The following is a 19,075-nucleotide window of genomic DNA, read 5'->3' as shown; positions in this document are numbered from 1 at the left end:
CTCTAAATTACTGGTTTTTCAAAGCCTCTTTAATAGATATCCTTTTTCCATTTTTAAAAGCTACTACCCAAGCATCTTTATATCCAGCTTCTCTTGCCTTAGCTAAATATTTTTTTATTTCAACCAGACTGCTCGCGTTACCATAATAGTATTTATAATAATCATCTATAATTAAATACTTTACAACTTCTAAATTCTTAAAACTTTTTTCTGATATGAATTTTCTTGAAGCTGCTATTTGAACTTTAAACTCAACTTTTGATGATGGTTTTTTAGCAATTATTTTCTTCGCAGATTTTTTTACAGGCTTTTTTTCAACCTTTTTAGCAATTACCTTTTTTGAATCTATTTTCGTATTTTTCTTTACTGCTTTTGGTTTTGGGGCTACTTTTTTCGGTTCTTTCTTTTTTGGTGTACTAACAACTGGATTAGTAATATTATCTCTAACAGTATTTAATTTTAAACTATTAATATACTTTTTAATTGCATTTGCAATTGCTTTTGCCATTTTTATTTGACCAGGTCTTGTATTTAAAAACTTACCTTCTTTTTTATTTGTTAAGAAACCTAGTTCTATTAAAACACTAGGCATAACCGTTTCTCTTAACACTAAAAAGTTAGCCTGTTTTACCCTTCTATTATTTCTCTTTAGTGAAACAAAATTACTCTGAATCATACCAGCTATACCTAGACTGTTATCTAAATTATCTTCTTGTAACACTGACAATCCAATAACTGATTCTGGAGAATTAGGATCATAGTCATAATTTTGTTTATAATTATCCTCTAATAAAATTACAGAGTTTTCTCGCTTAGATATTTCGAGATTTTCTTTATTTCCATTTAATCCTAAAACAAAAGTACTCGCTCCATTTGGTTCAGATTTATGAAATGCATCACAATGTATCGATACAAATAAGTCTGCTTTTATATCATTTGCTTTTTTTGCTCTATTATGTAACTCAACAAAAACATCTTTCTTTCTTGTATATAAAACATTAACATCTTTAGCTGTTAATAATTCTTTACCTACATCTAAAGCAACTCTTAAAGCTACTTTAGCTTCTCTATAACCGTTTCCTATATTACCTGAGTCTTTTCCTCCATGCCCAGCATCTAATACTACTGTATATTTTTTTTGAGCATAAGACGCAGTTGTATAGCTTAACGAAACAAAGAGAATCGTTAAAAATAAAAAAGTTTTTTTTCTGAAATTATATTTAGGGAATTTTAAGAATTGCATCAATAAAATTTAACTATTTTTGGTTTCTAAAATATAGGCATTCAAATAATACGCCAAAGTTTTTAAATATAACACAAAAATAGTATTTATAAAATTGCGAACAAATCTAACTTACATACTTTTAACTTTCTATCTTTTTTGTTTTCAAATAGGTAATGCTCAAGATTTTGGAGATAAGGGTGTTCCGACTCAAAAAACTAAAAAAAAGCCAGTTTTAAATATTTCAAAAGATTCTTTGATTAATTTAAAAACTAGAAAAGATTTAGGAATAAAAAAAGACACTATTGCTAATGATTCTATTAAACCTAAAGAAGTTATAGATGGAATTATAACGCATGATGCTGAAGATTACACCATTCAAAATGCTAAAAACAAAACTGTAACCTTATATAACAAGGCACAAGTAACTTATACTGATATTGATTTAAAAGCCGGTATTATAATTTTAGATTATAAAAACAATACTGTTTATGCTAAAGGAATTAAAGATAGCTTAGGTTATCATCAAAGACCCGTTTTTAAACAAGGAGGTCAAGAGTCTGAGCAAGATTCTATTTTATTTAACTTTAAAACCAAAAAAGCTTTAGTATATGGTGTAAAAACTAATCAGGGAGGAATTATAACTTATGCTCAAAAAACAAAACGCGTAAATGATTCTACCATTTATATGCGTAGATTACGTTTTACTACTTCTAAAAAGAAAATCCCAGATTATTACATACAAACTAATAAAGCTAAGTTAGTTCCTGGTAAAAAAATAATTGTAGGTGGTAGTAATTTAGTCTTAGCTGATGTTCCTACTCCAGTGTTTTTACCTTTTGCCTACTTTCCTTTAACAGATAAAAGAACTTCTGGTTTTGTTATTCCTTCATGGGGAGATAGTAATAGTCGAGGTTTTTTTTTAACAGATGGTGGATATTATTTTGCTTTAAATGATTATTTTGACTTAACCTTATTAGGAGATGTTTATACAAATGGAAGTTGGGGTTTAAGAGCTGATTCTAATTATTATGTTCGTTATAAATTTAGCGGAAGTTTTAGTGTCCGTTTTGAAAACATTATACAAGGAATTAGAGGTTTAAGTGATTTTAGTAACTCTACCAATTTTAATATTCGTTGGAGTCATAGTCAAGATTCTAAATCAAGTCCAAATTCACGTTTTTCTGCTTCTGTAAACTTAGGTAGTAGTACATATTATAGACAATCTTTAAATCAATTTAATAGCTCACAGTTTCTAAACAACACATTAAGTTCATCAATTTCATATTACAAAAAATTTGTTGGTACACCTTTCAATATAAATGTTACTGCAACACATTCTCAAAACACCAATACAGAATCCATTACAATGACACTTCCGTCATTACAATTAAACATGGATCGTATTTATCCTTTTGCTGGAAAAGGTGGAGTCAAAAAGAATCCTATTCAAAAAATGGGATTGAATTATAGCATGCAGGGAGAATATAGAATAAATACTACCGATGATGAGTTTTTTACTCCAAAGATGTTTAAAACTGCTAAAAAGGGTGTCCAACATAATTTAAGTGCTAGTACAAGTTTAAAAGCTTTTAAACATTTTACTTTATCTCCAAGTGTTAATTATAAAGATGTTTGGTATTTTGATAAAATTAATAAAAGATACGACCCTACCGCAACAAACTCTAGTGGTAATTTAGGAGCTGTAATTAATGATACTATCAGTGGTTATAATCGTTTTAATGAATACAATTTGGGGCTTTCTTTATCAACTAACATTTATGGAACTTTTAATTTTAAAAAAGGTCGCTTAAAAGCCATTCGACATACAATTAGACCTTCTATTTCTTACGGTTATAGACCTAATTTTGCTCAAAGTCATGATTTACAAGTACAGCAAAGTTCCAACCCTACAGATTTACTTACCTACTCTCCTTTTGAAGGAGGTATTTACGGAACCCCTGGAAGTGGTATTACAAATTCTATAGGTATTTCTGTTAACAATGTTTTAGAAGCTAAAGTTGCACCTAAAGACCCTGATAGCGATGAGGAAGATAAAAAAATAACTATTCTTAATAATCTAAATTTTAGTACCAGTTATAATATTGCTGCAGATAGTTTACGTTGGAGCCCTGTTAGTGCTAATGCCGGTACGCGTCTCTTTAAAGACAAACTTGCTTTAAATGTAAATGCTACATTTGACCCATATCAAGTAAACAGTAAAGGACAAAGAATAAATCAATTTAACGCAAATATTTTAAGGTTAACTAATTTTGGTGTAACTGCTAATTACTCATTATCTAGTAAAGATTTTCAAAAGAAGGAAGAAGGTGAAAAAGAAGATAATAATGGTAATGGGGCGCAAGACACTCCAGATGTATTTGGCCAAAATATACTTCCTACAAATGGTTTTCCAAATAACCCAGATAATAAACAAAACAAAAATCAAGATACAACTAAAGAAACTGAACTATATAGACTAAAAATTCCTTGGACATTAAATTTAGCATATGCCATGAATTATTCAAATAACGGATTAACTAGTAGTATTGGTAGTAATTCGTTAATGTTTAGTGGAGATGTAGAAGTATCTCCTAAATGGAATGTTAATTTTTCTTCTGGATATGATATTAAAAATAATGCTTTCACCTATACCAGGCTTGGTTTTTCTAGAGATTTAGATAGTTGGCGTTTAAATTTCAACTGGACTCCCTTTGGAACTAATTCTTCATATTTCTTTTTCATAGGAGTAAAATCTTCTATGTTAAGCGATTTAAAATGGGATAAAAATAAACCACCTGATAGAGTTTTATTCTAATCTTGATTAACTAAACAATATTAAAAATAATGAAAAAAATAATTACAACTAAAAATGCTCCTGCACCAATTGGTCCATATAATCAAGCTGTATTAAGTGGTAATACTTTATATACATCTGGTCAAATTGCAATTAATCCGAATACAGGTGAATTAGTTCAAGGCTCTATTAAAGATGAAACAAAACAGGTAATGGAAAATATGAAAGAAGTTTTAGCTGCTGCTGAAATGACTTTTGAAAACGTTGTAAAAACTTCTATTTTTATTTCTGACATGCATAACTTTTCAGAAATTAATACTGTTTATGCAGAATACTTTGATGAAGCAACTGCTCCCGCAAGAGAAACTGTTGAAGTTGCTAACTTACCTAAGTTTGTAAATGTAGAAATTAGTATGATTGCTATTAAATAGCAAAAAATAATATTATAAAAACAAAAACCACTTTTTAAAAAGTGGTTTTTGTTTTTATAATGCTTTCATTAATAACTCTGCAGTTGCCGGATTTGTTGCTAACGGCACATCGTGTACATCGCACAAACGCAAGAGCATAGAAATGTCTGGTTCATGAGGATGTTTTTCATGAGGATCTCTAAAAAACAACACCATATTGCATTTACCTTCCGCTACTCTACTTGCTATCTGTGCATCACCTCCATAAGGGCCAGACAAGTATTTTGTCACTTTAAAACCTGCTTTTTCCGCTTTTGTACCTGTTGTACCTGTTGAAATTAATTCAATATTTTTTTGATGTAAAACTACTTCATGCTCATTTAAAAACTGAACCATTTCTGCTTTTTTACCATCATGTGCTATAATTGCTATTTCCATATAATTGATATTAAATAAAAATTCCCGCATAAAGAAGCGGGAATACAATTTACAAATTATTTTTTCTTTTTATAATGATGCTGAGTATTCTAATAAATCAACAATTTTTGTTGCATAACCAAATTCATTATCATACCAAGATATTACTTTAAAGAAATTTTTATTTAGCTCTAAACTTGCGTCTGCATCGATTACAGAAGTTCTCGTTTCCGACACAAAATCTTGCGACACAACCTCATCTTCCGTATACCCTATGATTCCTTTAAAATCGTTTTCTGAAGCCGATTTTAAAGTTGCTAAAATTTCTTTTAACGAAGTTTCTTTTTCTGTTTTAAATGTTAAATCAACTAAAGATACATCAGCCACAGGAACTCTTACAGCCATTCCTGTTAACTTACCTAACATTTCTGGAATTACTTTAGTTACTGCTTTTGCTGCTCCTGTAGAAGTTGGAATAATATTATTTACTACAGAACGTCCTCTACGCCATTTTTTATTTGGTCCGTCAACTGTATTTTGAGTAGATGTAGCTGCATGAACGGTTGTCATTAACCCCTCAGTCATTCCGTAAGCATCATTAATTACTTTTACTAATGGTGCTAAACAATTTGTAGTACATGATGCATTCGAAATAATAGTTTCATCAACAGTCATTTCTGTATGGTTTACTCCCATTACATACATTTTAGCATCTTTTGATGGCGCTGATATAATTACCTTCTTAGCTCCTCCTTTTATATGCAATGCTGCTTTTTCTTTATCTGTAAAAAAACCTGTTGACTCAATTATATATTCAGCTCCAACTTCATCCCACTTTAAGCTTTCAGGATTTCTATCTGCTGTTACACGAATAACTTTATTATTTACTATTAAATTTCCGTCTTTTACTTCAATACTTCCATTGAAACGTCCATGTACAGAATCATATTTTAATAAATATGCTAGATACTCCACATCTAACAAATCATTAATTCCAACTATCTCTATATTATCTCTATTAATTGCCGAACGGAAAGCTAATCTACCAATTCTTCCAAACCCGTTAATTCCTATTTTAATCATTTCTTTCTATTTTTGTATCCTACTTTGTCGTTTTCTTTAAATTTCTAACGACTTTTACTTAATAAAGTAAGCCTACAAATATAAAACTTATCCGAATAAAAAAACCTGATAGTTATAAAAACTATCAGGTCAATCTATTCAAATTAACAATTATTTACAAAGATGCTGAATATTCTAATAAGTCAACAATTTTTGTTGCATAACCAAATTCATTATCATACCAAGATATAACTTTAAAAAAGTTACTATTTAATTCTAAACTAGCTTCTCCATCTACAATTGATGTTCTTGCATCAGAAACAAAATCTTGCGATACAACTTTATCTTCAGTATATCCTAAAATTCCTTTTAATTCTCCTTCAGATGCTTCTTTTAAAGCTTTTTTCACCTCCTCTAAAGAAGTTGCTTTTTCTGTTCTGAATGTTAAATCTACTAAAGAAACATCTGCTACAGGAACTCTCACTGCCATTCCTGTTAATTTTCCTTCTAAAGAAGGTATAACTTTTGTTACTGCCTTAGCTGCTCCTGTTGAAGCTGGTATTAAATTATTTAAAACAGAACGTCCTCTTCTCCAATCTTTACTAGGACTATCAACTACTCCTTGACCTGAAGTTGCAGCATGCACTGTTGTCATTAATCCTTCAACAATTCCAAACTTTTCATTTAACACTTTTGATAATGGCGCTAAACAATTTGTTGTACATGATGCATTAGACATAACGGTTTCATCAGCTTTCATTTCTGAATGATTTACTCCCATTACATACATTTTTGCATCTTTAGAAGGTGCAGAAATGAATACTTTCTTAGCTCCTCCTTTTATATGTAAACTCGCTGCTTCTTTTGTTAAGAAAAAACCTGTAGATTCGATTACGTGTTCAGCTCCTGCTTCATCCCATTTTAAATTTTCTGGGTTTCTTTCTGCTGTAACTCTTATTTGCTTTCCGTTTACAACTAATTGACCGTCTTTAACCTCAACATCTCCATCAAAACGTCCATGAACAGAATCATACTTCAATAAATATGCTAAATAATCTACATCTAATAAATCGTTTATTGCAACTACTTCAACATTGTCTCTATTTACTGCTGCTCTAAAAGCGATTCTTCCTATCCTACCAAATCCATTAATTCCTATTTTAATCATATTTACTATTTTAATTACTATGTTTTTATGTGGTCATAATATCAGAAACCCTTAAAAGTTCCCTATTAATTTCATTCTGACCTTTTATTGCTTTTTCTAAATCTATGGTTTCAATTTCGTTATTATTCAACCCAACCATTAAGTTTGTTTTACCATCAATTAGCAATTCTACAGCTTTTACTCCCATTCTACTTGCTAAAACTCTATCAAAACACGATGGCGTTCCTCCCCTTTGCATATGTCCTAAAACAGAAACTCTTACTTCGTAATCTTCTAAGTTTTCTTCAACATAATCTGCTAATTCAAAAACGTTTTTACCTGTTTTATCTCCCTCAGAAACTACAACAATACTTGATGACTTACCTGCTCTTCTACTTTTCTTTAAAGATTCCAATAATCTGTCTAATCCTAAATCTTCTTCTGGTATCAATATTTCTTCAGCCCCTGCTCCTACACCTGCGTTTAACGCTATAAAACCAGCATCACGTCCCATTACCTCAACAAAGAATAGTCTATTATGTGAAGACGCCGTATCTCTAATTTTATCTATAGCATCTACAGCTGTATTTAAAGCTGTATCATACCCTAAAGTATGGGTAGTTCCAAAAATATCATTATCAATAGTTCCAGGAATTCCTATTATTGGAAAATCATATTCATTATTAAATACAACACCTCCCGTAAAAGACCCATCTCCACCTATTACTACAAGAGCATCAATATTATTTTCTTGTAAGTTCTCATAAGCTTTCTTACGCCCTTCTTCTGTTCTAAAATCTTTAGATCTTGCCGACTTTAATATGGTTCCTCCTTTGTGAACTATGTTATTTACACTTCTCGCTGTTAAAGGAATCATATCTCCTTCAATCATTCCTTGATATCCTCTATATATCCCTATACATTCTGTTCTGTAATAAGCACAAGCTCTAACAACTGATCTAATTGCTGCATTCATTCCTGGAGCATCTCCTCCAGAAGTCATTACTGCTATTTTTTTTATTTTTCTCATAAATTTCAGTTTCAAAATTAATTAAATATACTACTTCTCTAACAAAAAACTGCGAAATCGTTTTCGGTTTTAATTACAATTTAACGTTTGAAAATATTTAATTACATTTAGCCAATAAACCAAAAAATTATGACTTTAACCACTATTGATTATATAATCATTATAGGATTTTTTATAATCTCATTACTTATAGGAGTTTGGGCTTCTAAATCTGCTGGAAAAAACAGCTCTGAATTTTTCTTATCAGGAAGAAACATGCCTTGGTGGTTATTGGGGGTTTCTATGGTTGCTACAACTTTTGCTGCAGATACTCCTGGTTTAGTTACTGAATTAGTTCGTAAAAATGGAGTTTCTGGTAATTGGGTTTGGTGGGCTATGCTATTAACTGGTATGCTTACTGTATTCTTTTATGCTAAACTTTGGCGAAAATCTGGAATCACTACCGATTTAGAATTTTATGAGTTACGGTATTCTGGTAAAATGGCTAGTTTCTTAAGAGGCTTTAGAGCTATTTACTTAGGTGTTATTTTTAATATAATTACCATGGCTGGAGTGTGTTTAGCTGGTGCTAAAATTGCAAATATTTTATTAGGTATTTCTCAAGGAGAAATGCTTTTATACTCCTCTATTATTGTTGTAATTTATTCTTCTTTAGGAGGTTTAAAAGGCGTTTTACTTACTGATTTTGTTCAATTTTTAATAGCAATGGTTGGTTCTGTTTGGGCTACTATTTATATTGTAAATCTTCCAGAAATAAATGGATTATCTAATTTATTATCGCATCCTAATGTAAGTAACAAATTAGCTATGTTCCCTGATTTTTCTAATACGGAAGCTTTAATTACCTTATTTATTATTCCTTTTGCTGTACAATGGTGGAGTACTTGGTATCCTGGTGCAGAACCTGGTGGTGGTGGATATATTGCGCAACGAATGTTAGCGGCTAAAGATGAAAAAAATGCTACATGGGCGACTCTGTTTTTTAATTTTGCTCATTATGCTTTACGTCCTTGGCCTTGGATTATAGTTGGATTAGCTTCTTTAGTTATATTCCCTTCGTTAGAGAGTATGAATCAAGCTTTTCCTAGTTTAACTACCGACATGCAAGGTCATGATGTAGGATATGCTGCAATGATGACTTATTTACCTGCTGGTTTATTAGGTATTGTATTAACATCGTTAATAGCTGCTTTTATGAGTACTATTTCTACACAATTAAACTGGGGTAGTTCTTATTTAGTTAACGACTTTTATAGTAGATTCATTAATAAAAGTGCTTCTGAAAAACAAAAAGTTGTTGTTGGTAGAATATCTACAGCTTTATTAATGTTATTGGCTGCCTTATTTTCTTTTTATTTACAGTCCGCTAAAGATGTATTTGATTTATTATTACAAATTGGAGCTGGTACCGGATTATTATTTATCTTAAGATGGTTTTGGAGTAGAATAAACCCATATAGTGAAATAGCTGCAATGGTTATCTCCTTTTTTATTGCTGTTTTCTTTTTTATTAATGGAAAAATGGACAATCCACTAATTGAAATAGCTGGCTATTGGCAATTAATAATTGGTGTATTAATTACAACTATAGGATGGATTATAGTAACTCTTTTAACTCAGCCTACTGACAAAAACACTGTAAACAAATTTAATAACCTAATTTTTGATGGTGAAGATAAATTTAAAAATGTAGGAGCAAAAATTGTTGGATTTGTAACTGGTACTATTGGTGTATATAGTTTCTTATTTGCTACAGGTAATTGGATTTATGGAAAAACCATGTTAGCAGTTATACTCTCTATTTTAACCTTAGTATGTATTTTAATTTTACGTAAAATTTGGAAACACATTTCTTAATTAAAAAAATAAACCTCCTAATTAATTAGGAGGTTTATTTTTTTTATTGAATAGCCTTATTATATTTTGATATAATTTTCTGCACTCTTTCTTTTTCATAAACTGAAGGATACAATTCTTTTATAATTGAATGATATTCATAATCAATAGCTAATGCATTTTTTAAATGTGTTAAACTATACTCTTCTTTATCGAGAATCATAAACAAACCACATAAACGATATTCTACTTCTGCAAACTCTTTGTATATTTTTTTAGCTTTTATTAATATTTTTAAGGCATCATTAAATTCTCCTAAAAACAGTAATAAATCAGTTAAAGCTATAAATAACTCTATTTCTTGATCTCCTAATTCTATACAAGTATAAAAAGCTTTAACAGCTTCTTCATAAAAGTTTAGTTTTAAATTGATATCTCCATACCTTCTCCAATACAACGCATTTGCTTCATCAATTTGTATTGCTTTATTTATATAATAGAGTGCTTTTTGATAGTTTTTATTACTATAACAAGCATTAGTTAACAATATCCAACCTCTATCTAAAAGAGGGTCTTCATGAACAGCTTTCTTATAAAAATGAATTGCAGTATGAATATTATTTAATTGTTCGTAACACTCCCCTATTCTTACATATGCAAAAGCTGTCGGATCGTCTAATTCTAAAGTTATCAAATAATTTTCAATTGCTTCTTCATATCTATTTAACTCCTCTAAGGTTTTAGCTTTCTCTAAGTATCCTCCAATAAAGCTCTCATCTATTAATACAGAATAGTCAAATGAAGTAAGTGCCTCTTTAAACATTCCTATTTCAAAATATTGTCTTCCTAATTGATGCCAAGCAACTTCACAATAAGGATTTTTGTCTAAATAAGAATTTAAAAACTTAATTGCTTCTTCATGATTCTCTTCCATATCAAAACAATACACAATATGATATAACGATGAATAATCTTCATAATCAACATCAATACATTTAGCAAAGTTTAAACGAGCATTTTCAAAATCATCTAAATACAAATACTCCATCCCCATCATAGACCATATATCGGCTGGGTCTTCAATGTATTGTAAAGATTCTTTTAATATTGAAATAGCATCTATATGCTTTTTCTTTTTTGATAAAATAACAGCTTTCTGAATATAAACCTCATCATTATGAGGTTCTACAGCTTCAACGTTTGTTAACATTTTTACAGCTTCTTCTAATTCATCTTCAAAAATTAAGATTTCAACCTTCATTAATTTAAGTTGAATTGAAGTAGGATGCTGTTCTAACCCCAGCTGTACAGCTTTTTTAGCCAACGAATGTTTACCTATATTTAAATAATGCTCGATAATTGTTTCAAATTCAACAGCATCAAAAAAATATACATCATTGGTTTTCAACATTGATTCAAATTTTGATAATGACATAGGCAACAGATTTGAATTTATATAAATTTACTACAAGAACAGTGCCTTTTTACTTATACCTGTTTTTGTTTTCAACAATTTAATTAACAATTTTAATAGATTACCACTTATCTTTTTTTGCTATTTGAAAGAACAAATTATTTTTCTATATTTGAAAGGATTAAAGAAATCTACAAAAAATTAAAATCTAATTTTAAACAAAAAATCATGAGTAAATTTGACGAAAAAGTAGAATTGTATAAAAAATTCATGGACGATAGAGATCTTCGTTCTAATACTGATTTATTAAAAGCTGTAACAAAAGGTTTAGGTCCATCTATTTATAAAAAAGATGCTGAAACTGTTTCAGGTACAGACCCTAAGGAATTAGAAACTGTTAAGAAAAACTTCTTAATGAAAAAATTAGGTTTAGCTGATAGCCCAGAATTAGACAAAGCTATTGATGACGTTATGGAAAGAATTGGAAGATCTGAAAGAAATAAATATCGTGCAGTAGTATATTACATGTTAGCAAAGAAATTCGACAAAGAGTCTGTTTACGGAATGTAAGATTCTTTTATTTAAATAAAAAACAAAGTCCTGTATTCGTTAAATACAGGACTTTGTCTATTTTAGCCGTCAATAAACAACCTATATTATGTCGCAATTTATTAGTGTTTTTGATATGCTAAAAATTGGTGTTGGTCCCTCTAGTTCTCATACTTTAGGACCATGGAGAGCCGCCCAACAATGGATTAAAAAATTAAAAGACAATGAGCTTTTTAATACAGTTGATGGAATAAGAATTGACCTATATGGTTCTTTATCTTTAACTGGTAAAGGGCATGCAACTGATTTATCTGTTTTATTAGGATTAAGTGGTACAGATCCAGAGTATATTCCCGTAGCAGATATAGATACTATCATTAGTGAAATAAACACCACTACTCGCTTACATTTTAATGCAGAAAAAATGATTGTTTTTTCTCCTGAAAATGTTGTTTTCAATAAAGATTTTCTACCTTTTCATTCCAACGGTTTAACCTTTAAAGGATTTCATAAAGGAAAAGAAATTTCTACAGAAACCTATTACTCTATAGGGGGTGGTTTTGTTGTTCAAGAAGAGATAAATGAGACTGCTAATATTCAAATAAATAAAAAGAATTTTCCTTTCCCCATAAATAGAGCTACTGAATTAGAGGAATATTGTGAAAATGAAAACAAAAATATTTCTGATATTGTTTATCAAAATGAATTAATTCTAAAACCTGCTAAACTTATAGATTCGGAATTACAACGTATTTGGGACACCATGCTTGAATGTATGTATATTGGTTGTCATACAAAAGGGATTTTACCTGGAGGTTTAAATGTTAAACGAAGAGCCTTTGAAACTCATAAAAAACTAATAAAAGAAGCTACTTATTCAACCAAAGAAGAATGGCTAACTGCAATTAGAGGTACAGAAGTAAAATTTAGAGAAATACTTAAATGGGTTAGCTGTTTAGCTTTATCTGTAAACGAAGTAAACGCTTCTTTGGGTAGAGTGGTCACAGCACCAACTAATGGTAGTGCTGGTGTAATCCCAGCAGTTTTAATGTATTATTTAGTAATTGAAAACCATGAAGCTAACTTTGAGCATATTAAAAAGTTTTTACTAGTCGCGGGAGAGATTGGTAGTATTTTTAAAAAAAATGCAACAATTTCAGCTGCTATGGGTGGATGCCAAGCTGAAATAGGTGTATCTTCTGCAATGGCTGCAGCTGCTTTAACTGAATTATTAGGCGGAACACCAGGACAGTGTTTAGTTGCTGCTGAAATAGCCATGGAACATCACTTAGGTCTTACTTGTGATCCTATTGGTGGTCTGGTACAAGTACCTTGTATTGAACGTAATGCAATGGGAGCTATAAAAGCTATCAATGCTGCTGAAATGGCATTAGAAACCAATCCTAAAGAATCTTTAGTGCCTTTAGATAAAGTTATTGATACTATGTGGGAAACTGCTAAAGATATGAATCGTAACTATAAAGAAACTTCTGAAGGTGGTTTAGCAGTTACTGTAGGTTTAGCTGATTGTTAAACATCAGGCTATTTTAAAGATTGAAATTAAGAAATAATATCTTTTACTATATAAAGAGTATACATTTTATACAAATCCCATTACTTAGGTTTTGGGATTTTTCTTATTTATTTATAAGTACCTAAATAAAACAAATAGTAACTTTGTAAAATGAAAAAATCAATAGCTATTATTGGTGGCGGACCTTCTGCTCTTTTTACTGCCGCTTTCTTAGATTCTAAAAAATTTGATATCACCATTTATGAGAAAAAGAAATCATTAGGTCGAAAGTTTTTAGTAGCTGGTGATGGAGGATTTAATCTTAGTCATGGAGAAGCTATTGATGATATGATAACCAGATACACTCCTAGCTCTTTTCTCAAAAATGCTTTGTCAAACTTTACCAACGAAGACTTGCGTTCTTGGTTACTTACTATAGAAATACCAACATTTATTGGTAGTAGTAATAGAATATACCCTGAAAAAGGAATTAAACCTATAAGTGTTCTCAATAAAATAAAACAAGTTTTAATAGATAATAACGTCCGTATAATACACAATTACGAATGGATTGGTTGGAACTCTACCAATGAATTGATTTTTAATAACAATATAAAATTAGCTACAGATTACACTATTTTCTCACTAGGAGGCGCTAGTTGGGAAATTACAGGTTCTGATGGCAGTTGGTTGCCTCTTTTTAATAATAAAGGAATTAATACACTTCCTTTTCTTCCTGCTAATTGTGCTTATAAAATTGAATGGCCTCAAGAATTTATTTCTAAAAATGAAGGACTTCCTTTAAAAAACATTGCGCTTTCTTGTTTAAATAAAAAACAAAAAGGAGAACTTGTTATCACTAAATTTGGTTTAGAAGGTAATGCTATTTATGCGTTAAGCTCTGAGATACAACCTTCTCTTTCTTTAAAAGAAACTGTTACTATTTTTTTAGACTTAAAACCTTCATTAAACACAACTGATATTCTAAAAAAAATTAACTCTTCAAATTTAAAGCTTACAGAAACTCTTAAAAGGAAATTAAAATTAAGCCAACCCCAAATTCATCTTTTAAAAGCTACATTAACAAAAGAAGAATTCACAAATAAAACCATCCTTTCAAAAAAAATAAAAGCTTTACCACTTGTTGTTCATGATGCAGCTCCAATAAATGAGGCTATATCAACAACCGGTGGAATTCCTTTAAACGAGGTAAATGAAAATTTTGAACTGAACAAACTAAAGAACAGTTTTTGTATTGGTGAAATGCTTGACTGGAATGCTCCAACTGGAGGGTACCTATTACAAGCTTGTTTTAGTATGGGCGTATATATAGCAAAACATTTAAATAACAAAAATTAAAAAAATCTTAACTTATTTTAAATCGTTACGCATGTTTATTAAATGACTTTTAAAGCCTACTTTCTCATAAGCTCTAATAGCTCCATGATTTTCTGCATACACATCTAAACGAACTTCAAATACATTATTAGATTTTACCCAGCTATACAAAGCATCCACAACAAATTTGTTAACTCCTTTACCTCTATGAGAAGATTTCACATACATAAAACCTAAATATGCAAATTTATCAAATTTAAAGTATGTTTTTGGAATTACAATTCGAGCATATCCTGAGCCTATTATTTCATTATCCTGAACAGCGACAATGACTTCAACATCTTTTGCTAGAATCATAGCTTTAATATCATAATACGATATCTTCCCTTCTTTTAAAGTTTCATCAAAAGGACGTTCAGCTTTAATTAACTTTTGTTCAAAATCAAGTAAAATGGGTAAATCTTCTAAAACAGCTTTTCTAGTTGTTATCATTACTTATCTTCTTTTGCATTTACAAACCCAAGGTAAATAAATAAAATTATCAAATAAATTACATGAAGTATACTTAATGGACTTTCATTAAATAAATCATAAACAACTTTTAAAATCCCTATTGAAATAAGTAATAAAGTAATTTTGCTTTTCTTATTTATTGATTTAAATACAGATACTAATGAAAAATATAATACTAAAATACATCCAATAAAATTTAGCCATAAATAACTTACTACTGGCTGTAAACCTTTTTCTTCTAATTTAAAAATACCAAAATAATATATCAAACAAATTATAATTTGAGTCAACAAAGCTCCTCCAAAAACAGAATTACCTTTAACTTTTTTAAAGAAAAAAGCCAATAAAAACACTCCTAATACATTTCCATAAAAGATAGACCCAATTATATTAACTAACTGAATTAAATTATCAAATAAATTGGCTACACAGGCAACTAGAATAGCTAATACCCCCCATCCTAATGTAAACCATTTTGACATTTTCACATAATGCTCATCACTATGCTCTTTTGTTACATTACGTTTGTATAAATCAATCGCTGTAGTAGATGCTAAGGCATTTAACTCAGAAGCTGTAGACGACATGGCTGCTGATAAAATTACAGCCAATAACAATCCTATTAAACCTTTAGGTAAATTATGTAATATAAAATGAATAAACACATAGTCCTTATCATTCGTCTCAACTTCAGCATCGGCTTTTTTAATTATTGCTTTTGAATCAGCTTTTAAATTCTTGTCTTGCTCATTTAACTCTTGAAGTTGTTTTTTATTTTCATCAGTTAATCCTTCAAAAATTAAAGTCTTTTTAGTATTTTCTATTTCAATATGTTTCTCTTGCAACTGTTTATATTCTGTTGCGTATTGAGATTTTTCTATTGCCTCATTTGCTTTCGGGTTAAAATTTAAAGGAGACGCATTAAACTGGTAAAAAACAAATACCATTACCCCTACCAATAAAATAAAAAACTGCATTGGTACTTTTAACAAACCATTAAAAATTAAACCTAATTGGCTTTCTCTTACCGATTTTCCTGATAAATAACGTTGTACTTGGCTTTGATCTGTTCCAAAATATGAAAGCATTAAAAATGTTCCTCCCAAAATACCAGTCCAAACTGTATAGCGATTATTTAAATCCCATGAAAAATCGAGTACTTTCATTTTATCAGAAGCGCCAGCAATTTCTAATGCTTTTGTAAACGTAATTCCGTCTGGTAAATATTGTAAGATTATGTAAAAAGCAATAAACATACCTGCAAAAATCACTGCCATTTGTTGCTTTTGCGTAACACTTACCGCTTTTGTTCCTCCAGAAACAGTATAAATAATTACTAAAAAACCGATAATTATATTTAACGATATTAAATCCCAACCTAAAACTGCCGATAAAATAATAGCAGGTGCAAAAATGGTTATTCCAGCAGCTAAACCTCTTTGAATTAAAAATAAAATTGCTGTAAGCGTTCGTGTTTTTTTATCAAAACGACCTTCAAGGTATTCATAAGCCGTATACACTTTTAATCGATGATAAATAGGGATAAAAACTAAGCAAATAATAACCATGGCAATAGGCAATCCAAAATAGAATTGTACAAACCCCATTCCGCTATGAAATGCTTGCCCTGGAGTAGATAAAAAAGTAATGGCACTCGCTTGAGTTGCCATTACAGATAAACCTATGGTCCACCATTTACTGTCGTTTCCTCCTTTAATATACTCTTCTACATTTTTACTTCCTCTTGTTTTCCATGCTCCATAAAAAACAATAAACAATAATGTTAAAGAGAGTACAACCCAATCTATAATTTGCATAGTTAACTAGTATATAAATTTGTAATAATATAGAATATTGTTATATAAAGTAAATTTGCAAATAGTACTAGTGTGTACTCTTTTTTCCAAGTATATTTTTGTTTATTCATTTATTTGTTTGGTTTGTCAAAAAAGCTAGTAGCTAATGATGCTTGACTTAATAATGGTAATTTAAATTCAATTGGTTCTCCCGCAGGTTCTGTAGGGGTACCCTCTTCATTTTTCTGGTACCAAGTTATAGATTTTGGTAATAAAAAACCGTTAACATTTTCCCAATCATTATACCTAATAATATTAAACTTATCAGATGGCTTCTTACTAAAATACGTAACAGAATACTCTAACCAACTCATTTCTTTTGTTATTGGATCATAATATATAAAATAATTATCGTCAGGAGAACTCCCTATAGCACCTTTGTATGATATTTTAATTCCTGGATATTTTTTCCCTTCGAACTCTAATGCTTTTGCTTCTGAATAAACAATTCCATCATCAGCAAGTACAAAAGGCATTGCATAGAAGTAAAAATATAAATTATAATAAAACTTAGGGTCTTTTTTATAAGCAGTAGTATCTGAAACCCAAATATCTTTTCCATTATAGCCTAAAGAGTATTCTGACGAATTTATTACTGTTTTTCTTGAATGTAAATCAATTGTATGCTCTTCTTTATTTAAGCTATATGACAACGTTTTCATCTTATTCCATTGCTCAATTCCACCATGCTTATCAAAAACCTCAGCTAATCCTTCTGGATATTGTTTAACTTTTACTTCTGCTTGTGAAGTTGCTACTTTTTGAATTTCTTTTTTTGATTCATTTTTACATGCTATAGAAATTACAGCAATAACTATTAGTAAAACTAGTCTTTTCATCTTAAATAATGTTTATGTTGATGCAACATATGTCGTATATTGGAGGTAAACTTACATAAGATTATTTATATAAAAAACAAAAAACGTCCAATTAGACGTTTTTGTGACATGCATTTTAGTTTTTTACTTTGGTTAGAGTAAAACACTCATTTTGTTTTCTTTTTTCATAAAATTTTCCCTGACGACTCGATACAAACCCCCGTTTATATCTAACCCATTTAAGAGCTTAATTTTTAACCAATACAAAGATATTTCATATGTTTCATAATCTAGTAAGTGTTTCACTTACTAAAAGTAAGTGAAACACTTACTTTTTACTTAATCAATAAAAATAACCTTGATTTCACTACAATGGTGTTTCAAAAATTAGCATTTCTTTAACATTTCAAAAAATAATGTATATTTGCTCTATTATGATGAAAATAAATTTACATATAACTAAAGGGCTAATGGAGCCAACTTGCAGTTTTCGTGAAGTTGCTGATGGGCAATTTTCCAAAAACGGACGTAGTATGTTTATTTTAACCAGTTTTCGAATATGATTTAACAATAAAAATTAACACTATATAAAGCGTCCAAGTAAATTGGACGCTTTTTTTTATACTTTTTTAAAAAAATATGACATTTTAATTTAAATATATAAAAAACACCCTTTGACTCTTAAACAACTGAATAACAAACTGTTGCTAAACTCTTAAATCTAGATAACTTCTGGACAGGGCTTCCTTATCTTAAAAACAACACAACTACTTGGTAATCAATTAATTAAATTGATATTTTTCTTGTTTTTATTTAAAATATTCGTATATTTGTACCGTAATCATTTGAATAGTTTTTAAATGATTATTTAACAAATTAATATTTAAAAATTATGACACTAATTTATTTAAACCCAATCATCGAAATACTATTTGTAAGTGGTGATGGCAGTAATATAAAAATGAATAAGGATGTTTATTGTAAAAAGCAATATTTAATGAAGAGTTAACAACAAATCAATAATATAGTATATACAGAAGGCGCCTTTAAAAGGGCGCCTTTTTTTATGGAATAATAACAACGAATACAGCACAGAAAAGCATGAAAAAATTTGGATAATTCGTTATTTTTCACTATCTTAATTGGATGAAAC

The 19,075-nt window shown here is 29.7% G+C and carries 15 protein-coding genes; 6 read left to right on the top strand and 9 right to left on the bottom strand.

The features are described from left to right. Positions 1–7: 7 nt before the first annotated feature. Positions 8–1,243, bottom strand: a complete 1,236-nt coding sequence (locus Q0881_RS04610; protein ID WP_299157293.1) for an N-acetylmuramoyl-L-alanine amidase — start codon at positions 1,241–1,243, stop codon at positions 8–10. A gap of 94 nt (positions 1,244–1,337) precedes the next feature. On the opposite strand from Q0881_RS04610, the gene Q0881_RS04605 reads away from it, so the two are divergent. Both Q0881_RS04605 and Q0881_RS04600 read left to right on the top strand, forming a co-directional pair. Continuing rightward, entirely contained in the window at positions 1,338–4,040 is a 2,703-nt protein-coding gene (locus Q0881_RS04605) for a putative LPS assembly protein LptD (RefSeq protein WP_299157292.1), read from the top strand. A gap of 29 nt (positions 4,041–4,069) precedes the next feature. Next, positions 4,070–4,450 (top strand): RidA family protein, encoded by a 381-nt coding sequence (locus tag Q0881_RS04600; RefSeq protein ID WP_299157291.1) that lies wholly within the window; start codon positions 4,070–4,072, stop codon positions 4,448–4,450. A gap of 54 nt (positions 4,451–4,504) precedes the next feature. Here the strand turns inward: Q0881_RS04600 and Q0881_RS04595 are convergent, their stop codons facing one another. From Q0881_RS04595 to pfkA, 4 genes are all read right to left on the bottom strand, one after another. After that, on the bottom strand, positions 4,505–4,867 hold the full coding sequence (locus tag Q0881_RS04595) for a methylglyoxal synthase (protein ID WP_299157290.1): 363 nt from the start codon (positions 4,865–4,867) through the stop codon (positions 4,505–4,507). Positions 4,868–4,936: 69 nt separating this feature from the next. After that, positions 4,937–5,929, bottom strand: coding sequence for a type I glyceraldehyde-3-phosphate dehydrogenase (gene gap, locus Q0881_RS04590; protein WP_299157289.1), 993 nt, complete (start codon positions 5,927–5,929; stop codon positions 4,937–4,939). Positions 5,930–6,083: 154 nt separating this feature from the next. Then, positions 6,084–7,076 carry a type I glyceraldehyde-3-phosphate dehydrogenase gene (gap, locus tag Q0881_RS04585; RefSeq protein ID WP_299157288.1) on the bottom strand — a complete coding sequence of 331 codons (993 nt, stop codon included), beginning with the start codon at positions 7,074–7,076 and terminating at the stop codon, positions 6,084–6,086. Positions 7,077–7,101: 25 nt separating this feature from the next. After that, positions 7,102–8,085, bottom strand: coding sequence for a 6-phosphofructokinase (gene pfkA / locus Q0881_RS04580; protein WP_299157287.1), 984 nt, complete (start codon positions 8,083–8,085; stop codon positions 7,102–7,104). A 129-nt stretch (positions 8,086–8,214) separates the two neighbouring features. Here pfkA and Q0881_RS04575 point away from each other — a divergent pair, with 129 nt between their 5' ends. After that, on the top strand, positions 8,215–9,942 hold the full coding sequence (locus tag Q0881_RS04575; protein WP_299157286.1) for a sodium:solute symporter family protein: 1,728 nt from the start codon (positions 8,215–8,217) through the stop codon (positions 9,940–9,942). Between the two features lie 43 nt (positions 9,943–9,985). Here Q0881_RS04575 and Q0881_RS04570 read toward each other — a convergent pair whose 3' ends face one another. Further along, the gene (locus tag Q0881_RS04570) at positions 9,986–11,356 is read right to left on the bottom strand and encodes a tetratricopeptide repeat protein (protein WP_299157285.1); all 1,371 of its coding nucleotides are present in this window, start codon (positions 11,354–11,356) and stop codon (positions 9,986–9,988) included. 207 nt (positions 11,357–11,563) lie between these two features. Here Q0881_RS04570 and Q0881_RS04565 point away from each other — a divergent pair, with 207 nt between their 5' ends. From Q0881_RS04565 to Q0881_RS04555, 3 genes are all read left to right on the top strand, one after another. After that, entirely contained in the window at positions 11,564–11,905 is a 342-nt protein-coding gene (locus tag Q0881_RS04565; protein WP_299157284.1) for a DUF2853 family protein, read from the top strand. A gap of 88 nt (positions 11,906–11,993) precedes the next feature. Next, a complete protein-coding gene (locus Q0881_RS04560; protein WP_299157283.1) occupies positions 11,994–13,418 on the top strand; it encodes an L-serine ammonia-lyase in 1,425 nt (474 codons plus the stop codon). A gap of 150 nt (positions 13,419–13,568) precedes the next feature. Next, complete coding sequence (locus Q0881_RS04555) at positions 13,569–14,756, top strand: NAD(P)-dependent oxidoreductase (protein WP_299157282.1); 1,188 nt, start codon at positions 13,569–13,571, stop codon at positions 14,754–14,756. Between the two features lie 12 nt (positions 14,757–14,768). Here the strand turns inward: Q0881_RS04555 and Q0881_RS04550 are convergent, their stop codons facing one another. From Q0881_RS04550 to Q0881_RS04540, 3 genes are all read right to left on the bottom strand, one after another. After that, a complete protein-coding gene (locus Q0881_RS04550) occupies positions 14,769–15,227 on the bottom strand; it encodes a GNAT family N-acetyltransferase (protein ID WP_299157281.1) in 459 nt (152 codons plus the stop codon). Further along, on the bottom strand, positions 15,227–17,065 hold the full coding sequence (locus tag Q0881_RS04545) for a sodium:solute symporter (protein ID WP_299157280.1): 1,839 nt from the start codon (positions 17,063–17,065) through the stop codon (positions 15,227–15,229). Before Q0881_RS04545 ends, Q0881_RS04550 begins: the two co-directional genes overlap by 1 nt. Positions 17,066–17,175: 110 nt before the next feature. Then, on the bottom strand, positions 17,176–17,943 hold the full coding sequence (locus Q0881_RS04540; protein ID WP_299157279.1) for a DUF6503 family protein: 768 nt from the start codon (positions 17,941–17,943) through the stop codon (positions 17,176–17,178). Positions 17,944–19,075 lie beyond the last annotated feature (1,132 nt).

The sequence above is a fragment of the uncultured Tenacibaculum sp. genome (assembly GCF_947494125.1).
Taxonomy (GTDB): Bacteria; Bacteroidota; Bacteroidia; order Flavobacteriales; family Flavobacteriaceae; genus Polaribacter.
The sequence above is the reverse complement of the archived record's forward strand: the minus strand, read 5'-3'. Positions and strand labels throughout refer to the sequence as shown.